Source organism: Paraburkholderia kururiensis (assembly GCF_034424375.1).
Taxonomy (GTDB): Bacteria; Pseudomonadota; Gammaproteobacteria; order Burkholderiales; family Burkholderiaceae; genus Paraburkholderia; species Paraburkholderia kururiensis_A.
Window position 1 is genome coordinate 4,814,916 of sequence record NZ_CP139965.1, and the last position, 13,171, is coordinate 4,828,086.

The window sequence follows — 13,171 nt, forward strand, 5'->3', positions numbered from 1 at the left end:
AGCAGCGCCCGACGTTGCCGACGGTGCGCCGCGGCGCCATCGGGGCATGGCCCAGCGGCTACAATAGCCGTGCTTTCCGAACACCTTCAAGCCGGCCTTGCGAGCGAACATGCTCGTGAAAGCGCACCGCGATTTCATGCCGCATCGTTGTTCGCGGCGACGCGCCGGGCCGGTTCCATCGAACATTGCCAATGCGTCCACACAGGCTCCTTGCAGCATGGTTGTGTGCCGCCCTTGCGGTACCGCCGGGCATGTTCGTGCAGGCGCAACCCGTCGTTGTGCCTGGCGCGTCGGTTCAGTCGGCCGGCGGCGCCTCCGATGCCCGCGCCGCGACACGAACCAGCGGGTCCGCCGCCACCGCCGCTGCCATTGCCGCCAGTACGCCCACCGGCACCCCTCCGGCCGCACGCCCAGCCGCGCAGGGTAGCCTCACCTTCGGCAACGCCCTTCCTCGCGAAGCCGTCGTCTCCAGCGAACCGCCGCTCGAAAGTGCGCTGTCCGCGAGCTATGCCGAACCGCTTGTGCCGCCCGATATTGCGCAGGGCGTATTCGGCACCTATGGCGGCGCGCAGGCGCGCCTTTCGGGCCGGCCTGGCGCCAACGCCAGCCTGCGTGCGCCGACCTGGTATCAGCAACTGCCGGACCTCGGCGACGGCTCCGGCGGCTCGCTTTCCCCCGACGCCGAACGAAAGCTGGGCGAGCGCGTCATGCGCGAGATTCGCCGCGACCCCGACTACGTCGACGACTGGCTCGTCACCGACTACCTGAACGCCGTCGCGGCGAAACTCGCGTCGGCTGCGAGCGATCAGTTCATCGGGGGCTACCGGCCGGACTTCGAGGTTTTCGCCGTGCGCGACGGCCAGATCAACGCGTTTTCCATGCCGGGCGGCTTCATTGGCGTGAACACCGGGCTCATTGCCACGACGCAGACGGAGTCCGAACTGGCGTCCGTGATCGGGCACGAGATGGGCCACGTGCTACAGCGGCACATCGCCCGCATGCTCGCCGCCAACGAGCGTAGCGGCTACGCGGCGCTCGCTGCGACGCTGTTCGGCGTGCTCGCCGGCGTGCTGGCGCGCAGCGGCGATCTGGGCAGCGCCATCGTGCTGGGCGGCCAGGCGTATGCGGTCGACAATCAACTGCGCTTTTCGCGTTCTGCGGAACGCGAAGCGGACCGCGTCGGCTTTCGTCTGCTCACGGGCGCCGGCTACGATCCCTACGGCATGGTCACCTTCTTCGAGCGGCTCGATCGTTCGGCGATGGGCGACACGGGCGTGCCGGCCTACGCGCGCACGCACCCGCTCACCGTGGAGCGCATCGCCGACATGGAGGACCGCGCGCGCCGCTCGCCGTATCGGCAGCCGCGTCAGTCGGCGGAATACGGGTTCGTGAGGGCGCGCGTGCGCGTCATGCAGGACCGATCGCGCAGCGATTACGCCGACGCCGTCGCCCGGCTGCGCTCCGAGATCGAGGACCGCACGGCCGTCAACGTGGCGTCGAACTGGTATGGCATGGCCTACGCGCAACTGCAACTCGAGCTGTACGATGCGGCCGCCGCATCGCTCGCGAACGCGCGCAAGGCGTTCGCGTCGTTCGAGGCACAGGAGGGCGACACGACGCACAGCTCGCCTAGCCTCGACGTGCTTGCCGTCGAAATCGCAAGTCATGCCGGCCATAACGATGAGGCGTTGAAGCTCGCGGCCGCCGCTCAACGCGCGTGGCCGGCGTCGCATGCGGCCGTGGACGCGCGGCTCAAGGCGCTGCTCGCGGCGCACCGTTTCGCTGACGCCCAGGAGCTCGCCGCGAGCGAAACGAAAGCGGAGCCGGGGCAGCCTGCATGGTGGTTCTATCTCGCGCAGGCGAGCGTGGGAACGGGTGACGCGCTCACGCAGCATCGCGCGCTCGCGGAGAAGTTCGCGCTGGAAGGCGCCTGGCCTTCGGCCATCCGCCAGTTGAAAGAGGCACGCGATCTGAAATCGGTGGGCTACTACGACCTTGCGACCATCGATGCCCGCTTGCACGACTTCGAGGCGCGCTACAAGGAAGAGCGCGAGGACGAGAAGAAGAACGGTTGACGAAGGGAAGGGTGTGGGAAGACGGCTTCGCTGATCCGCTGCGTTGCTCTGCCTGATCGCTCACCCTGCTCCAACGATGGGGCCCGGCTCAGAAGTGGCAGTCCCGCACGCCGGCTAAATCCGCCCCTGCTTTTCGGCATCCGCGGGACTGGCGACGAACCCGAACTTCGCGGCCACCTCGTCACGGCAGATCGGCTGCAGCGTCAGCGCCTTGTCGGCACGCCAGTGGAATGTGCCGCTCGCACCCTCATCGGTGAGGGTGGCGTGCGTGGAGAACAGCTCCAGATCGTGGTCGTGAAGCACGGCGACCCGCGGCGGTTCGGATGCGTCCGAAAAGAGCACGCCGCCCGTGTCGTCGATGAACACTGCGGCGGGCTCGAAGGCCGAGCCCGTCTGGTCGGTGAGCACGAGCGTGCCGTCCGTATTGCAGTGAAGCCGCACCACCCACGGCGTGTAGCCGAGTTCGACGTAGACGCGCTGCGGCCCGTTCTGGAAGAACCACTGGCCCTTTTCGTCGCTGGCGTAATTGCGGTTGATGAAGCCGAGCAGCGCCGCGTGGCGGATCGGGTCGCCGGGTGCGCCGTGGGCCTGGGCCGCCTCGTCGCGCATGCGCCATTGACCGCGCGCGTCGAGCAGCAGCCACCCCGTGCAGTGCGGGACGTTGGGCCAGCGCGCGAGCGCCTGTTTGACGATGTCATCCATGATCGACGAACGATTCGAGATAACTCAGCACGTGCGTGGCGAGCCAGCCGTAGCGGCCCGGAAACGGCCCGGTCATGAAGCCGACGTGGCCGCCGTGCAGCGGCTGCTCGAGCCGAACCGCCGCAGCTACGTCCTTCTGCGCGGGCAACGCGGTGCCGGGCAGAAACGGATCGTTGCGCGCGTTGAGCACGAGCGTCGGTACCTTGATCTCGCCCAGCAAGGGACGTACCGTGGCGCGCGTCCAGTAGTCGTCGGCGTTGCGAAAGCCGTGTAGCGGCGCGGTGACCACGTCGTCGAACTCGTACATGTTGCGCGCGCTGAGCATGGCGTAGCCGTCGAAGAGCCCCGGATATTGCGCGAGTTTCTGCTGGGCCTTCACCTTCAGCGTTTTCAGGAAGCTGCGCGTGTAGATCATGCCGAAGCCTTCGGCCAGCATCTTGCCGCCCGCGTGGACGTCCAGCGGCGCCGAGATTGCCGTGGCAGCGGTCACGATGGCTGCATCTTCACGCCGCTCGCCGAGCCAGTGCAGCAGCACGTTGCCGCCCAGCGAGACGCCCGCGGCCACGAGCGGCCCGCGATGCTGCCGACGCAGACGCCGCAGCACCCAGTCGACCTCGCTCGAATCGGCGAGGTGATAGAAGCGCGGCATCAGGTTCAGCGGCCCGCTGCAGCTACGGAAGTGGGGCACCACGGCACGCCAGCCGCGCTCGCGCGCCGCGGCCGTCATGGCGCGCGCGTAATGCGAGGCGGAGCTGCCCTCCAGGCCGTGGAACAGCACGAGGAGCGGGGCGTCCGCCGCAACGGGCGCGGCGTTGCCATGGTCGAGCCAGTCGAGTTCGATGAAGTCGCCATCCGGCGTATCCCAGCGTTCGCGCCGGTACGTGACGGCAGGCAGGCGCGCAAACAACGCAGGAACGATGGTCTGGGCATGGCCGCCCGGCAGCCAGAAGGGCGCGCGATAGTCGCTTGCGGCGGTTCCTGCCGTGAGAGACGGCTCGAGCCCCTTGGCGGGCAACGCCGTGCCGGAGGTGTTGCTGGTAGCGGAAGCGGGGTCGCGCATCGTGCTCGTGGTGCTTGCGGCGGCGCCGTGGACGAATGCGGGTGCCGCAGCTCTGTGACGCCCGGTGGCGCTCAGTGCAGCGCGCCCTGGCCGTGGCGCATTTTTGCGGCGAACTGGCTGGCGGCGTCGTCGGGCATGCGGCTCGCGTGGATGTGCGCCATGCGCCATTCGCCGCGTTCGTGAACCATCACGTAGGTCGTGAAGACCATTTGCGGCGTGGCGACCGGATCGGCCGGCCGGTGGGCTTCCGCAATTGCGTAGACCACGGTGCCGAGGCTGTCGTAGACGCGCACGTCGAGCGGTTCGATGGAAACCGGCTGGGCTCCCAGCTGCGCCGCGAGGCCCGTGCGGATGGCGTCGAGCCCGTGCAGATGCGAGCCGTCTGCGCAGATGTAGCTCACGAACTCTTCATCGATCCACATGCCCATCAGGCTGTCGATGTTGACTTCCGCGACGGCCTGGTACCAGGCGTTGAGGGTATCGGCAGCAGCTTCGAAGATGTGGGCAAAACGTGGCATGGCTCGTCGTTCGTGTGCGCAGAGGGCGCGTGGGTTGCGGGCGGCGGTCAGCGGGCCAGCCGCGAGCATGCCAGCGCTGCGAGACGCGAACATGACGCTGGCACGATACGACCGGTGATTGCCTCGGGACACGGCCGCGCCGCGGCCCGGTCCCCATTGCGGCTGCTCGCCGCTAGCGCTGCGCGAGCAGCATGCCGCGCAGATCGCTGAAAACCTGTTCGGCGCTGAGCTGACGCAGGCAGTTCAGGTGGCCGAGCGGACATTCGCGCTGAAAACAGGGGCTACATTCGAGATGGAGCCATTGTACCTTCGCGAGCTCCGAGAGGGGCGGGGTGTGGCGCGGATCGGTCGACCCGTACACGGCCACGAGCGGGCGGCGCAGCGCAGCGGCCACGTGCATCAGCCCGGAGTCGTTGGTCACCACGGCGCTCGCGCGCGAAATCAGCGCGCACGCCTCGCCCAGCGCCGTCTGGCCGCACAGGTTGCGCACGTTCGGCGCCTGGTCGGCAATGGCCTGGGCGAGCGGGGCGTCTTTGGGCGAGCCGAGCGCTACGATCTGCGTGTACGGAAACGATTGGGCGATGATCTGCGCGAGCGCCGCGAAATGCTCGGGCGGCCAGCGTTTGGCGGGGCCGTACTCGGCGCCGGGGCAGAACACGACGAGCGGCACGCGCGTGTCCAGATTGAAGCGCGCCGAGACGCGCGAGGCTTCGTTCAGGTCCGATTCGAGCCGCGGCATCGGCAGGTCGTCGGGCACTTTCGCGCCTGGCGCGTAGGCGAGCGCGGCGTAGTGAGCGGCCATGGGCGGACGCTCCTCCTTGCGCGGATTCGCGTGGCGCACGTTGAGCAGCCCGTAGCGGCTCTCGCCCGTATAGCCGATGCGCAGCGGAATGTGCGCGAGCCATGGCACGAGCGCCGACTTGAACGAGTTCGGCAGGACGTAGGCGGCGTCGTAACCCACGTCGCGCAGGTCGCTCGCCAGTTGCCAGCGGCGCAGCATCTGCAGCTTGCCGTGGGCGAGGTCGGTGGCGTAGACGTCGCGAATCTCGGGCATGCGCTCAAGCACGGGCGCGACCCACGTGGGCGCGACGGCATCGATCTGGAGGCGCGGATGCAGTTTCACGAGCCGCGAGAGAAGCGGCTGCGCCATCAATGCGTCACCAATCCAGTTCGGTGCGATAACGAGCGCGCGGCGCATCGGTAGAAGTATCCGGAAATGAGCAAACGCGCCGCACTTGAAGGTGCGGCGCGTGGGTAACAGGAAGAGCGCGGGTGTGGGCCGCGGGCAGTGCGCGACTTCCGCGCGAAGCCCGCGGCACAGCCGTGCGGGCCGGGCGGCCGGCGGGACGCCTCAGCGCACCCTTAGGCGAGCCTTCAGTGGCCCTTCACGACCTCGCCGTCGCGCAGCTTGTAGCGCGTGCCGCAGTAGGGGCAGCGTGCTTCGCCGTGGGTCACGTCGATGAAAACGCGCGGATGCGTGCTCCAGCGCGGCATCGACGGGTTCGGGCAGTACGCCGGAAGATCTTTTGCCGACAGTTCGACCAGCGGCATTTCCTTGATTTCACTCATGGGGACGTTTCTCGTTGTTGCTGTAGCCGGGTCACAGCCGGCGGCGCGTCGAAGGCGCGCGGCGCCGCTGTGGGCCTGCGTCAGATTTTCGTGAGCCAGTCTGCGTATTGGGCGTTCTTGCCCGAGACGACGTCGAAGAACATCGACTGGAGCTTTTCCGTGATCGGTCCACGCGAACCGCTGCCGATGGTGCGGTTGTCGAGTTCGCGGATCGGCGTGACTTCGGCGGCGGTGCCCGTGAAGAAGGCTTCGTCGGCGATGTACACCTCGTCGCGCGTGATGCGCTTCTCGATGACCTCGATGCCGGCGTCTTTCGCGAAACGGATCACCGTGTCGCGCGTGATGCCGTCGAGGCACGACGAAAGGTCCGGCGTGTAGAGCTTGCCGTTGTTCACGAGGAAGAAGTTTTCGCCCGAGCCTTCGGAGACGTAGCCGTCCACGTCGAGCAGCAGCGCTTCGTCGTAGCCGTCGGCGGTGGCTTCCTGGTTGGCGAGAATCGAGTTCACGTACCAGCCCGACGCCTTCGCGCGAACCATCGAGATGTTCACGTGATGGCGCGTGAACGACGACGTCTTCACGCGGATACCCTTCCTGATGCCGTCTTCGCCGAGGTAGGCGCCCCACGGCCAGGCCGCGATGGCCACGTGGATGGTGTTGCCTTTTGCCGAGACACCGAGCTTTTCCGAGCCGACCCAGATGATGGGGCGCAGGTAGCACGACTCGAGCTTGTTCTCGCGCACCACTTCGCATTGCGCGGCCGCGAGCGTTTCGTGGTCGAACGGCACGTCCATCTGGAAAATCTTCGCCGAGTTCAGCAGGCGCTTCGTGTGCTCTTTCAGGCGGAAAATCGCGGTGCTGCCGTCGGCCGTCTTGTAGGCGCGCACGCCCTCGAATACGCCCATGCCGTAGTGCAGGGTATGGGTCAGCACGTGGATGGTGGCGTCGCGCCATTCGATCAGCTTGCCATCCATCCAGATCTTGCCGTCGCGGTCGGCCATTGACATACGATTCTCCAGGCGGTGCGGTTGCGAATGTGTCTTGCGGTGTGCTGCGCAAAGCCGCCTTGCGCGGAAGGCACGGCGGGCGCACCCCAAGCGGCCCCCTGCAAACGGTGAGGCGCGGCGCGACAGCGTGACACGTGTATCCGGCGAGCGGCGAAGACGGCCATTTTAGCGTCTTTTGCCCAAAGAACGGGCATTTCGCCGGCTGCCGACGCTATAATTCTGCGTCCACATAAGACAAATTCCGACGCGCGGGCGGGCGCTGCGAGACACGGCGCCCTCAGAAACGCTGCCGCGCGTGCACCTTGCGCCGTCTCGCGCGGCGCCCGCTCCGCTCCCGCTCCCTCATGTCCTGCGCCCGTTTCACCGAAGTCGATCGCCGTGCCTTCAAGGAAGGCCTGCGCGCCTACTCGCCCACGCTGATGGCGATCTTCTCGTGGGGGCTCGTCACGGGCATCGCGATGAGCAAGTCGGTCATGACGGTTCCGCAGGCGCTCGGCATGTCGCTGCTCGTCTACGCGGGCTCGTCGCAGCTGGCCGTGCTGCCGCTGCTTGCCGCGAAGCTGCCCGTCTGGACCGTGCTGCTCACGGCGGCCATGGTCAACACGCGTTTCGTGATCTTCAGCGCCGGGCTTGCGCCGCATTTCTCGTATCTGCCGCTGTGGCGGCGCGTTTTGATCGGCTATTTCAACGGCGACGTGATCTTTCTGCTGTTCCAGAAAAAGAGCTTCCAGCACGGCTACGTGCCGGGCAAGGAGGCGTATTTCTGGGGCATGGCTGGTGCGAGCTGGCTGTCGTGGCAGGTGTCGTCGGTGGCCGGCATTCTGCTCGCGAGCCTCATCCCGGATAACTGGGGCCTTGCGCTCGCCGGCACGCTCGCGCTCATTCCGATCATGGTGTCGGCCATTGCCACGCGCTCCACGCTTGTCGCCGTGACGATCGCGGGCATCGTCGCGCTGATCGCATTCGACCTGCCGTACCGGCTCGCGCTGCCGCTTGCCGTGCTGGCAGCGCTCGCGGCGGGCGCCGCGGCGGACATGCTGATCGAGCGCGCGGACCTGCGCCGCATCCACGACCGCACGGGAAGTTCGTCATGAGCGCAACACAGATGTGGTGGGTCATCGCGGGCATGACGGTCGTCACCGCCGTTACACGCGCGCTCTTCCTGCTGGGCGGCGAGCGCACGGTGCTGCCCGAGCGTGCGCAGCGCGCGCTGCGCTATGCGCCGGCTGCGGCGCTGGCCGCGGTGGTGCTGCCCGACGTGCTGGAGACGTCCGAAGGTCTTTCGTTCGCGCTTTCGAATCACGAGTTTTACGCCACCGTCGCCGGGCTCGCGTGGTTCTTGTGGCGACGCAGCATGCTCGGCACGATCGTGACCGGCATGCTGGCATTCACGGCGCTGCGTCTCCTGTTCTAATTGGGCCGCAACGCGTGCTGCACCGCGTCATACGGGGCGATCCCAAATAGGGGGCATGCGGCGCAGCCGGTCTCAGAACGACATGGCTATCGGCTAAAATGGCCTTCTTGCGGATCGATGCAGCGAGACGCCGGTGCGGCGGCTCGCGGCTGCGCGAGGGCACCTGAAATCGTGCGCCCCATGCGAGGCGCGCCGGGTTGCCCGAAACTGCGTGAAGCCGTCCGAAGCCGTGAATGGCCCACCGCCGGGCTGTACGTCGTCCGCCACCGCCTTCCCACCATCAACGCACTGTCAATCATGAACCAGGTACTGCGTCTCACCGATCTGATCTCCGAAGGCAAGCTCTCCGGCAAGCGCGTTTTCATCCGCGCCGATCTCAACGTGCCGCAAGACGACGCGGGCAACATTACCGAAGACACGCGCATCCGCGCCTCGGTGCCCGCCATTCGCGCCGCGCTTGACGCCGGTGCGGCCGTGATGGTCACGTCGCACCTCGGCCGTCCCACGGAAGGCGAGTTCAAGCCCGAAGATTCGCTCGCGCCGGTGGCGAAGCGACTTGCCGAACTGCTGGGCCGCGACGTGCCGCTCGTCGCGAACTGGGTGGAGAACGGCGTGAACGTGACGCCGGGCAACGTGGTGCTGCTCGAGAACTGCCGCGTGAACAAGGGCGAAAAGAAGAATTCGGACGAGCTCGCGCAGAAGATGGCGAAGCTCTGTGACATCTACGTCAACGATGCCTTCGGCACCGCCCACCGCGCCGAGGCCACCACGCACGGCATCGCGAAATACGCGCCGGTGGCGTGCGCCGGCCCGCTGCTTGCGGCGGAACTGGACGCTCTCGGCAAGGCGCTCGGCGCGCCGAAGCGCCCGCTCGTCGCTATCGTGGCGGGCTCGAAGGTTTCCACCAAGCTCACCATCCTGAAGTCGCTCGCCGAAAAGGTGGACCAGTTGATCGTGGGCGGCGGCATTGCCAACACGTTCATGCTCGCGGCCGGTCTGAAGATCGGCAAGTCGCTGGCCGAAGCCGATCTGGTCGAAGAAGCGAAGGCGATCATCGAGGCAGCGAAGGCGCGCGGCGCGTCGGTGCCCATTCCTGTGGACGTCGTGACGGCGAAGGAATTCGCGGCCACGGCGAAGGCCGAGATCAAGGCCGTGGCGGACGTCGCCGACGACGACATGATTCTCGACATCGGACCGGAAACGGCGAAAACGCTCGCTGCGCAGCTGGAGAAGGCCGGCACGATCGTCTGGAACGGCCCGGTCGGCGTGTTCGAATTCGACCAGTTCGGCAACGGCACGAAGACGCTCGCGCAAGCCATCGCCAATTCGCCGGCGTTCTCCATTGCGGGCGGCGGCGATACGCTCGCGGCCATCGCCAAGTACGGTATTCACGACAAGGTCAGCTACATCTCCACGGGCGGCGGCGCGTTCCTCGAGTTCCTCGAAGGCAAGAAGCTGCCCGCCGTCGAAGTGCTCGAATCGCGCGCGGCGGCCTGAGATGGCCTCACGCGCCCGTGCAGCGAAGCCGGCTTCGGCCGGCACGCGCGTGTCACGCCCGGCCGCCGCTCACGGGCGCACCGCTTCAGCTTCATCCACGAAGTCATCGACCAGGAAAACCGCCCGCGCGGCGGCTGCCCCCGGCGCCGTCACGCAGGCGCTCGCAGAACCCGCAACGACAGCAACAACGGCAACGACAGCCACAAGCGCCACACCAACACACAAAGCGACGCCGGCCCGAACCGGCGCGCAACCCACGGCGGTGCCCGCAACGGCATTGCCTGCACGCCCGACTCTCAGCGCACTTCCTAGTGATCTCACCCAGACGAGGAGTTTCATGCATCGCGCCACCAAGATTGTCGCCACCATCGGACCGGCTTCCAGCACGCCGGAGATCCTGCTGCAAATGATGCAGGCAGGGCTCGACGTGGTGCGCCTCAACTTCTCGCACGGCACGGCCGACGACCATCGCCAGCGCGCCGAATTCGTGCGCGAGTGTGCGCGCCAGGCCGGTCGCGAAGTCGCCATCATGGCCGACCTGCAAGGGCCGAAGATTCGCGTGGGCAAGTTCGAGAAGGGCAAGACCACGCTGGTGCCAGGCAGCGCGTTCGTGCTCGACGCAGACTGCGAGCTTGGCAACGACGAGCGCGTCGGCCTCGACTACAAGGACCTGACGCGCGACCTCAAGCCCGGCGACGTGCTGCTGCTGAACGACGGCCTGATCGTGCTCGACGTGGTGCGCGTGATCGGCAGCGAGATTCACACGACGGTGCGCGTGGGTGGCGACTTGTCGAACAACAAGGGCATCAACCGCCAGGGCGGCGGGCTCTCGGCGCCGGCGCTCACGGCGAAAGACATGGAAGACATCCGCACGGCGATGTCGCTGGGCGCGGACTTCATCGCGGTGTCGTTCCCGAAGAACGCCACCGACATGGAGATGGCCCGCCAACTCGCGAACATCGCGGGCGCGCCCTACGGGCTCAAGCCGAAGATGATCGCGAAGATCGAGCGCGCGGAAGCGATCCCGGCGCTGCAAGGCATTCTGGATGCCTCGGACGGCATCATGGTGGCGCGCGGCGACCTCGCGGTCGAAGTGGGCAACGCCGCGGTGCCCGCGTTGCAAAAGCGCATGATCCGCATGGCGCGCGAGTCGAACAAGCTCGTCATCACGGCCACGCAGATGATGGAGTCGATGATCCACGCGCCCGTGCCCACCCGCGCGGAAGTCTCGGACGTCGCGAATGCCGTGCTCGACGGCACGGACGCGGTGATGCTCTCGGCCGAATCGGCGGCGGGCAAGTATCCGGTGCAGACCATCGAGACGATGGCCGCCATTTGCGTCGAGGCCGAGAAGTCCGAACACGTCGAGCTCGACAAGGATTTCCTCGACCGTACGTTCACGCGCATTGACCAGTCCATCGCGATGGGCGCGCTCTTTACCGCCTACCACCTGGGCGCGAAGGCGATCGTCGCGCTCACGGAATCGGGGTCCACGGCGCTGTGGCTCTCGCGTCACTGGACCCATGTGCCCATCTTCGGTCTCACGTCGCGCGTGGGTAGCGAGCGCGCGATGGCGCTGTACCGCAACGTCACGCCGCTGCATCTCGAAACCAGCCACGACCGCGATGTCGCGTTGCAGCAGGCGCTTGAAGTCGTCGTGGCGAAGGGCTTTGCGTCGCGCGGCGACATGGTCGTGCTGACCGTGGGCGAGCCGATGGGCCAGGCGGGCGGCACGAACACGCTGAAGATCGTGCGGGTGGGCGCGCCGTACTGAAGATCGTAGTGACAAGGGCAAGGAGCCCCGCGAACGGGCGGACAGGAAGGGCGCGAAAGAGGCCGCGCCACCGCCCGTCGCCCGGCTCCTTGTAGCGCCGCGGGATGGGCGGCTGTCGCCCCGAAGCGATAGCCAGCGCACATTCCAGACCCGCGCGACCGCCCACGCGGGCGGAACGCCGATTGCTTCGCGATAAAATCGCCCATATTCAGATGAGCGGCAGCGCGCACCACCGCGCCGCGGCGGTTGAGAAACCCGCCCAGATCGGCCGCGACAGACGGCCGGCAGCACGACAGATTCGTTTCAAATCAAAGGAGTAACACCATGCCTCTCGTATCAATGCGTCAGTTGCTGGACCACGCCGCCGAAAACGGCTACGGCCTGCCGGCATTCAACGTCAACAATCTGGAGCAGGTGCAGGCGATCATGTCGGCGGCGGACCAGGTGGGCGCGCCAGTCATCATGCAGGCGTCCGCCGGTGCCCGTAAGTACGCGGGCGAAGCGTTCCTGCGTCACCTGATCGAGGCTGCCGTGGAGGCGTATCCGCACATTCCGGTGGTGATGCACCAGGATCACGGGCAGTCGCCTGCGGTGTGCCTGACGGCCATCCGCAGCGGCTTCACGAGCGTCATGATGGACGGCTCGCTGCAAGCCGACGGCAAGACGGTGGCCACGTACGAGTACAACGTCGACGTGTCGCGCAAGGTGGTGGAGATGGCGCACTCGATCGGCGTGACGGTGGAAGCGGAGCTGGGCGTGCTGGGCTCGCTCGAAACGATGAAGGGCGACAAGGAAGACGGCCACGGCGCCGAAGGCACGATGACGCGCGAGCAGCTGCTCACCGACGTCGAGCAGGCCGCCGACTTCGTGAAGCTCACGCAGTGCGACGCGCTCGCTATCGCGATCGGCACCTCGCACGGCGCCTACAAGTTTTCGAAGAAGCCGACGGGCGACATCCTCTCCATCCAGCGCATCAAGGAAATTCACGCGCGCATTCCGAACACGCACCTCGTCATGCACGGTTCGTCGTCGGTGCCGCAGGAACTGCTCGCCGAGATCCGCGAATTCGGCGGCGATATGAAGGAAACCTACGGCGTGCCGGTGGAAGAGATTCAGGAAGGCATCAAGCACGGCGTGCGCAAGGTCAACATCGACACCGACCTGCGCCTCGCGATCACCGGCGCGATTCGCCGTTATTTCGCCGAGAATCCGTCGAAGTTCGACCCGCGCGACTACCTGAAGCCCGCGCGCGAAGCCGCGAAGAAGGTGTGTGTGGACCGCTATCTGGCCTTCGGCTGCGAAGGTCAGGCCGCGAAGATCAAGCCCGTTTCGCTCGAAAAGATGGCGCAGAAGTATGTCGCCGGCGAACTGGCGCAGGTCGTCCGGTAAAATACGGCGTTTGGCGGCGCCCTGATTCAGGGCGTCCAGCCTCCCGGCTGGGCGTTCCAACGGTTCGCCGCCTGGCGTGGGCTGGCCGCAGGGCCCGCAGCCACGCGCAGTTGTTACCCGTGCCGCCGTTCCCGCCTGACCGTGGGAACGGCGTCTGGCTTTTGAACAG

At 66.9% G+C, this 13,171-nt stretch carries 13 protein-coding genes; 6 read left to right on the forward strand and 7 right to left on the reverse strand.

All coding sequences use genetic code 11. The features are described from left to right. Positions 1 to 191: 191 nt before the first annotated feature. Positions 192 to 2,075 carry a M48 family metalloprotease gene (locus U0042_RS21655; RefSeq protein WP_232833223.1) on the forward strand — a complete coding sequence of 628 codons (1,884 nt, stop codon included), beginning with the start codon at positions 192 to 194 and terminating at the stop codon, positions 2,073 to 2,075. Between the two features lie 114 nt (positions 2,076 to 2,189). On the opposite strand, the gene U0042_RS21660 is transcribed toward U0042_RS21655, so the two are convergent. The 6 genes from U0042_RS21660 to U0042_RS21685 form a co-directional block, all read right to left on the reverse strand. After that, positions 2,190 to 2,777, reverse strand: coding sequence for a DUF2946 family protein (locus tag U0042_RS21660; protein WP_114809200.1), 588 nt, complete (start codon positions 2,775 to 2,777; stop codon positions 2,190 to 2,192). Then, positions 2,770 to 3,837: a hydrolase gene (locus tag U0042_RS21665; protein ID WP_114809199.1), complete on the reverse strand. Its 1,068-nt coding sequence runs from the start codon at positions 3,835 to 3,837 to the stop codon at positions 2,770 to 2,772. Before U0042_RS21665 ends, U0042_RS21660 begins: the two co-directional genes overlap by 8 nt. 71 nt (positions 3,838 to 3,908) lie before the next feature. Next, positions 3,909 to 4,355: a nuclear transport factor 2 family protein gene (locus U0042_RS21670; RefSeq protein ID WP_017772806.1), complete on the reverse strand. Its 447-nt coding sequence runs from the start codon at positions 4,353 to 4,355 to the stop codon at positions 3,909 to 3,911. Positions 4,356 to 4,527: 172 nt separating this feature from the next. Next, complete coding sequence (gene waaF / locus U0042_RS21675; protein ID WP_114809198.1) at positions 4,528 to 5,553, reverse strand: lipopolysaccharide heptosyltransferase II; 1,026 nt, start codon at positions 5,551 to 5,553, stop codon at positions 4,528 to 4,530. Positions 5,554 to 5,729: 176 nt separating this feature from the next. Further along, positions 5,730 to 5,924 carry a zinc-finger domain-containing protein gene (locus U0042_RS21680; RefSeq protein ID WP_017772808.1) on the reverse strand — a complete coding sequence of 65 codons (195 nt, stop codon included), beginning with the start codon at positions 5,922 to 5,924 and terminating at the stop codon, positions 5,730 to 5,732. Between the two features lie 80 nt (positions 5,925 to 6,004). Continuing rightward, positions 6,005 to 6,928 (reverse strand): branched-chain amino acid transaminase, encoded by a 924-nt coding sequence (locus tag U0042_RS21685; protein ID WP_114809197.1) that lies wholly within the window; start codon positions 6,926 to 6,928, stop codon positions 6,005 to 6,007. 344 nt (positions 6,929 to 7,272) lie between these two features. On the opposite strand from U0042_RS21685, the gene U0042_RS21690 reads away from it, so the two are divergent. The 3 genes from U0042_RS21690 to U0042_RS21700 all read left to right on the forward strand — a co-directional run bounded on the left by U0042_RS21690 (position 7,273) and on the right by U0042_RS21700 (position 9,839). Then, complete coding sequence (locus U0042_RS21690; protein WP_114809196.1) at positions 7,273 to 8,022, forward strand: AzlC family ABC transporter permease; 750 nt, start codon at positions 7,273 to 7,275, stop codon at positions 8,020 to 8,022. Then, positions 8,019 to 8,342 (forward strand): AzlD domain-containing protein, encoded by a 324-nt coding sequence (locus U0042_RS21695; RefSeq protein ID WP_114809195.1) that lies wholly within the window; start codon positions 8,019 to 8,021, stop codon positions 8,340 to 8,342. Before U0042_RS21690 ends, U0042_RS21695 begins: the two co-directional genes overlap by 4 nt. A 297-nt stretch (positions 8,343 to 8,639) precedes the next feature. Then, the gene (locus tag U0042_RS21700) at positions 8,640 to 9,839 is read left to right on the forward strand and encodes a phosphoglycerate kinase (protein ID WP_114809194.1); all 1,200 of its coding nucleotides are present in this window, start codon (positions 8,640 to 8,642) and stop codon (positions 9,837 to 9,839) included. A 69-nt stretch (positions 9,840 to 9,908) separates the two neighbouring features. Here the strand turns inward: U0042_RS21700 and U0042_RS21705 are convergent, their stop codons facing one another. After that, positions 9,909 to 10,178 carry a hypothetical protein gene (locus U0042_RS21705; protein ID WP_157977779.1) on the reverse strand — a complete coding sequence of 90 codons (270 nt, stop codon included), beginning with the start codon at positions 10,176 to 10,178 and terminating at the stop codon, positions 9,909 to 9,911. Here U0042_RS21705 and pyk point away from each other — a divergent pair. Both pyk and fba read left to right on the forward strand, forming a co-directional pair. Further along, a complete protein-coding gene (pyk, locus tag U0042_RS21710; protein ID WP_017772813.1) occupies positions 10,177 to 11,613 on the forward strand; it encodes a pyruvate kinase in 1,437 nt (478 codons plus the stop codon). The genes U0042_RS21705 and pyk overlap by 2 nt on opposite strands. A 324-nt stretch (positions 11,614 to 11,937) precedes the next feature. Then, positions 11,938 to 13,002 carry a class II fructose-bisphosphate aldolase gene (gene fba / locus U0042_RS21715; RefSeq protein WP_114809193.1) on the forward strand — a complete coding sequence of 355 codons (1,065 nt, stop codon included), beginning with the start codon at positions 11,938 to 11,940 and terminating at the stop codon, positions 13,000 to 13,002. Positions 13,003 to 13,171: the final 169 nt, after the last annotated feature.